This is a genomic window from Rhizobacter sp. P3_B12 (genome assembly GCF_056402895.1).
Genome location: NZ_JBFUGN010000655.1, coordinates 1 through 3,510, shown reverse-complemented (window position 1 = coordinate 3,510; position 3,510 = coordinate 1). Strand labels below are relative to the sequence as shown.

Here is a 3,510-nt window from a genome sequence, read left to right as displayed (position 1 = left end):
GGGCAGCGCGGCGGTGATGCCGCTGGGGCTGGCGCTGTTGCGCTTCACCTATCCGCGCCGCTTGCTGGGCCAGGCGATCGCCTGGAACGCGCTGACGGTGGCAGGCGCCTCGGCGGCCGGGCCGGCGGTCGGCGCCGCCTTGCTGTCGGTCGCGAGCTGGCCGTGGCTGTTCGCGGTGAACCTGCCGGTCGGCGTGTTGGTGCTGGCGGCCTGTGCAGGGTTGCCGAATCCGCCCGGCACCGGGCGCCGCCTCGACCTCGCCAGCATCGCGCTCAACGCGCTCCTGTTCGCCGCCTTCGTGCTGGGCAGCGACTGGCTGCCGTCGTCGCCGTGGTACGGCGCGGCCTTGCTCGCCGTGTCGGCCGTTTCGCTGGTGCTGCTGGTGCGGCGCGAGAGGCCGAAGGCGGCGCCGCTGATCCCGCTCGATCTTCTGCGCGTGCCGTCGTTCCGGCTATCGGTCATCGCATCGGTGTGCTGCTTCACCGGGCAGATGGTCGGCTATGTATCGCTGCCGTTCTACTTCCAGCACGAGCTGGGCCTGGGCGTGGCGGCCACCGGCCTGCTGATGACCCCGTGGCCGCTGGCGGTGATGGTGGCCGCGCCGTTGTCGGCGCGCCTGGCCCGGCGCGGCGTGCCGACCGCGTGGCTCTGCGCGATCGGTGGGGCGTGCCTCTCGCTCGGCCTGGCGCTGTGCACCGCCTGGCCGATCCACGGCGATCCCTGGGGGCCGATGGTCGTCTTCACGAGCCTGGCGGGTCTCGGCTTCGGGTTCTTCCAGACACCCAACAACCAGAACATGCTGCTCGCCGCGCCGAAGGAGCGCAGCGGCGCGGCCGGCGGTGCACAGGGCACCGCGCGGCTGACCGGGCAGACGCTGGGCAGCCTGTCGATCGGGCTGCTGTTCGCGCTGCTGCCGTCGGTCAGCGCCGTGCACTGGGGCCTGGCGCTCGGGGCGGCGGCTGCGTTGGCCGCCGCCGTGGTCAGCCTGCTGCGACGCTCTTCTGCAAGCGCCACAGCAGCATGAACGACACGATCGACGCGCCCACCACGACGTGCCCGACCCGGTCGAAATGCTGCAGCCGGCCGTCGGCCCCCAGCGTGACGATGTGGCCCGCGATCACCGACGCGATGCCGCCCGACAGCTGCTGCACCGACGAGCTGATCGCGTTGAACGCGCCGCGCTGCGCCGGCGTCGGTACGCCGGCCACGAGGGCCTGGAACGGGATCATCCGCGAGAAGATCCCGACGAACAGCACCGCGTTGACCGCGATCAGCACCGGCAGCGGCACCGGGCCGAGGTGGGTGTAGATCTGCACCATCGTCATCGACAGCAGCGTGCCCACCGTGAACACGCGGAACTTGCCGAACCTGTCGGCAGCCCGGCCGATCAGCGGCCCGAACACGATGGTGCACAGCCCCGTCACCAGGTAGATCGTCGGCAGGCTGTGCATGCTGATGTCCAGGTTGTTGACGGTGAAGGCGCTGCTGAACGGCATCAGCATGAAGCCGCCGGTGGTCAGCAGTGCGGTCGTCGCGAACGCCAGCAGGTGGCGCGGCACGGCCACCGTGTGCAGCAGGTGGCTGAAGGCGCCACGCTCCTGCGGCAGCTTCAGGTGCGCATCCACCGGCTGCAGCCGCCAGGCCACCACCAGCCCGCCCACCAGCCCGAGCGCGGCCATCGCGAAGAAGGGCATGTGCCAGTCCCAGCGGCTCGACAGGTACAGCCCGGCCGGCAGGCCCAGCACCTGGCTCGCCGCGAACGCGGTCTGGATCAGCCCCATCACGCGGCCGCGCATCGACGCCGGGAACAGGTCGGTGGCGATCGCGAGCACGATCGAGCCGATCACGCCGCCGAACAGGCCGGTGACGATGCGCGCCGCAAGCAGGCTCTCGAAGGTGGGTGACAGCCCGCACCACAGCGTGCCCAGCACGAAGCCGGTGTAGAAGAACAGCAGCAGCTTCCTGCGGTCGAAGCGGTCCGCGAAACCGGCCGTCAGCAGCCCGGCCGCACCGGCGCTGAACGCATAGGCCGAGACGACGAGCCCGAACTGCTTCGGGCTGATCGACAGCGCCGGCATGATCAGCGCGCCGAGCGGCGCCATCAGCATGAAATCGAGGATGACCGCGAACTGCAGGAACGCGAGCAGCCCCAGCACCACCTTCTGGTAGGGCGAGAACGCCTGGGGCGTTGCGGGTGGCGCGAGGGACGGTGTGCTCATTCAGGGGCTCCGGTGCGGGCGTCGGGATGCTGGTGGTGGGATCGATTGTCGGGTCGATCGGGGCGGATGCCACGGCGGAACTGCTCCCGCTCCTCGGGCGTCATCGCGTGCCAGTCGGGGCCGCATCTGCGATGCCCGAACCGGTGGCCATGCCAGCCGCGCCGCCAGCCACCATACCCGCGAAAGCCGCCGAACAGGATCCGGCACAGCAGCAGCAGGCCCAGCGCGTGCGGGTAGTCGATGGCCTGCGCCCCCGTCAGCAGCCCGGGGATCACCACATTCCACAGCGCCATCACCACGCCGCCCAGAGCGGCGATCGCGACCAGGCCCAGCACGAGGCGGCCCACGAACATTGCCTTGAATCTCATCATCATCTTTCTCCTTCAGTCTTCCAGTTCGTCATAGATGGGTTGCAGCTGCGCGCGCAGGTAGAGCACCGCGTAGCGCTTGCGGGCGAGCAGCGTGTTGAGCGGCACGCCGGTGTCTGCCGCCATGTCCTTGAAGCTGCGGCCGTCGAGTTCGTGCGCGATGAACACCTCGCGCTGGTTCGCCGGCAGCTCGTCGAGCGCCTGCTGCAGCGTGTCCAGCAGCACCGAGCGCGCATAGGCCGCCTCCGGGCCGCCGTCCGGGTCGGGCAGTGCCAGGTCGAGCCGCGTGTCGTCATCGTCCGGATCGCCCGCATCGCGCAGCGGCTCTTCGCGCTTCTTGCGGAAGCGGTCGACGATGCGGTTGCGCGCCACCCGGAACAGCCACGCGCTCACCTGCTCGATCGCGGATGGCAGTCGATATGCCTCGACGAACTCCTCCAGCACGTCCTGCAGGATGTCTTCCGCATCGGTCGGGTCGGGCACGCGGCGCCGGATGAAATCGCCGAGCCGGCCCGATTCGCGCCGGACCGTGGCGGTGATTTCCTGCTCGTGATCGGGATGGGGTGCGGTCACGAGGGCAGGCGGCGTTGGCGGATCCATGCCTGGGAAGACGTTCCAGGCGCCGGAATATTGTGCGGCCGCATTTGCATGTGAGCTTCCCTTCGTTGTGTCCCCCGAGGTCGGTGCGTAGCCTGCGGTCACGTTTTTTCGTGACCCATCCAGCATGCCTTCATCCACACGACCACTATTCGGCGCGCTGCTGCTCGCCGCCATCACCCCCGCCCACGCTGCCGAGCCCGAGGGCCAGAGCCTGCCCGGCGTGCAGGTCACCGGCTCGCGCCTGCTGCGCGCGCAGGCCGACGGGCCGAGCCCGGTCACCGTGATCAAGGGCGAGGATCTCGAGCGCCAGGGCTACTGGAACG

General features: G+C 70.0%; 5 protein-coding genes. 2 read left to right on the top strand and 3 right to left on the bottom strand.

From position 1 onward, the window contains the following. A partial coding sequence (locus AC1D01_RS25585) for an MFS transporter (protein WP_477871357.1) occupies positions 1–1,024 on the top strand: 1,024 nt, incomplete at its 5' end. Here AC1D01_RS25585 and AC1D01_RS25580 read toward each other — a convergent pair. The 3 genes from AC1D01_RS25580 to AC1D01_RS25570 are packed head-to-tail and all read right to left on the bottom strand — an operon-like array spanning position 981 to position 3,187. Next, positions 981–2,219, bottom strand: coding sequence for an MFS transporter (locus tag AC1D01_RS25580; RefSeq protein ID WP_477871355.1), 1,239 nt, complete (start codon positions 2,217–2,219; stop codon positions 981–983). The genes AC1D01_RS25585 and AC1D01_RS25580 overlap by 44 nt on opposite strands. After that, complete coding sequence (locus tag AC1D01_RS25575; protein WP_477871359.1) at positions 2,216–2,587, bottom strand: hypothetical protein; 372 nt, start codon at positions 2,585–2,587, stop codon at positions 2,216–2,218. The genes AC1D01_RS25580 and AC1D01_RS25575 overlap by 4 nt, the downstream gene beginning before the upstream one ends. Before the next feature lie 15 nt (positions 2,588–2,602). Beyond that, positions 2,603–3,187, bottom strand: coding sequence for an RNA polymerase sigma factor (locus tag AC1D01_RS25570; RefSeq protein ID WP_477871353.1), 585 nt, complete (start codon positions 3,185–3,187; stop codon positions 2,603–2,605). Between the two features lie 124 nt (positions 3,188–3,311). Here AC1D01_RS25570 and AC1D01_RS25565 point away from each other — a divergent pair. Beyond that, positions 3,312–3,510: hypothetical protein (locus AC1D01_RS25565; protein ID WP_477871351.1), on the top strand; the 199-nt coding region annotated here is incomplete at its 3' end.

Excerpts from the sequence above, each read along its gene's own strand:
- AC1D01_RS25580 (WP_477871355.1), bottom strand. The coding sequence starts at position 2,219 with ATGAGCACACCGTCCCTCGCGCCACCCGCAACGCCCCAGGCGTTCTCG.
- AC1D01_RS25575 (WP_477871359.1), bottom strand. The coding sequence starts at position 2,587 with ATGAGATTCAAGGCAATGTTCGTGGGCCGCCTCGTGCTGGGCCTGGTC.
- AC1D01_RS25570 (WP_477871353.1), bottom strand. The coding sequence starts at position 3,187 with ATGGATCCGCCAACGCCGCCTGCCCTCGTGACCGCACCCCATCCCGAT.